This is a genomic window from Moorena sp. SIO3I6, assembly GCF_010672095.1.
Map to the genome: position 1 here is coordinate 1 of NZ_JAAHHU010001433.1, position 1,283 is coordinate 1,283.

At 41.1% G+C, this 1,283-nt stretch carries 1 protein-coding gene; it reads right to left on the reverse strand.

Features of this window, described 5'->3' with window-relative positions:
* Nucleotides 1–241: 241 nt before the first annotated feature.
* On the reverse strand, nucleotides 242–1,012 hold the full coding sequence (locus F6K49_RS50000) for a peptidylprolyl isomerase (RefSeq protein WP_293110268.1): 771 nt from the start codon (nucleotides 1,010–1,012) through the stop codon (nucleotides 242–244).
* Nucleotides 1,013–1,283: the final 271 nt, after the last annotated feature.

Sequence of the window (1,283 nt, forward strand, 5' to 3'; positions counted from 1 at the left end):
TCAAGGTTTTGGCATCTTGTCGCTCAAAAACCTTGCACTTTTGTGGGAAATCCCTGGGTTTTATTGGGGAACCAAACGGTGAAACTGAGATTTGTCAAGCTGTGTAGCCTCTAAAGTCGCTTTGTCGACTTATTCAGCAAGCCCTAAATAGGTGTTCTGATCAAATACCTAATTAGGTATTAAATAATCCTCTGGTATCTATCAGAGGATTATTTGATAAATTCAGCAATATCTACTAAATTTATTCCTCTGACGTTGTAGTTGATAATTCCATATTTTTCACCACCTCAATTTTACCAATTTGTTGCTTTAGCCATCCACTAAATAAATCCGAGATAATTTGATACCGCAGCTGATCATCCAATTCCCCTTGAACAATCTCCTCCACCAAAACCAAATGCACCCCCTGAGCAGTCACAATCGGCTTAAGCACCTCTGGGGGATTAGCAGCAAAAACAGCAGCGGAAATTTCCGGCTTCAAATCGTTACGGTACATTATCCCCCGATAGCCAAGTTTTCGACGTAACTCCTGATCCTGAATATAGTCGTGAGCCACATCATAAAAACTCACATCCCCTTCCTGAATTTCATAGAAAAGTTCTAGAGCCAAATCCTGATCATCTAATACCACTTCATACATCACCACACCCGCATAATCCAACTGATTTTCATAAAAATAAGACTCAACGTTATCCGCAAATAAATGATCAGCTAACTTTCCAGAGGTAACCGTGTCATAGACAACTTCTTCAAAATCATCCAGAGACATACCACGTTGTTCTAACCAAGCCCAAGTTTCCTCAGCACTACTGAGGTTGTTCATTAATCGCGTTTGGTCAGCTACTTCCTGAAGTTCTTCAACCTCAATAGTTATCCCCGCTTGATCCACAGCATCCTTGACAACCTTACGAGTAAGAATCTCCTCAACTAGATCAGGAATATTACCCGATAGCTTAACTTGATGCCAAATATCTTCCTTAGTAATAGTTATCTTTTTCTGGGAATTAACCATAAGTTTTGACCTAATTTACTTCTTGATTAGTGGTTTTATAATTATCAGTTTAGATGTGAAACTAGAAGTTATGGGAACAGGGAACAGGGAACAGGGAACAGGGAACAGAGAAGTCAGAGGATATCTGAAAAGTTTTTTTATACTGAATTTTGCCCCCCTAGCCCCCCAAGCGAGCAATCCCTCGCTTGGGGGGAACAAGAGTCAATTTGGTTCTAAAAGTCCCCCGCCCCCCTAACACCCCACATCGGAAGAGCACCCGACTGACATTCAG

What these genes read in the sequence shown, in the direction of transcription:
- F6K49_RS50000 (WP_293110268.1), bottom strand. Translation starts at nt 1,012, where the DNA reads ATGGTTAATTCCCAGAAAAAGATAACTATTACTAAGGAAGATATTTGG.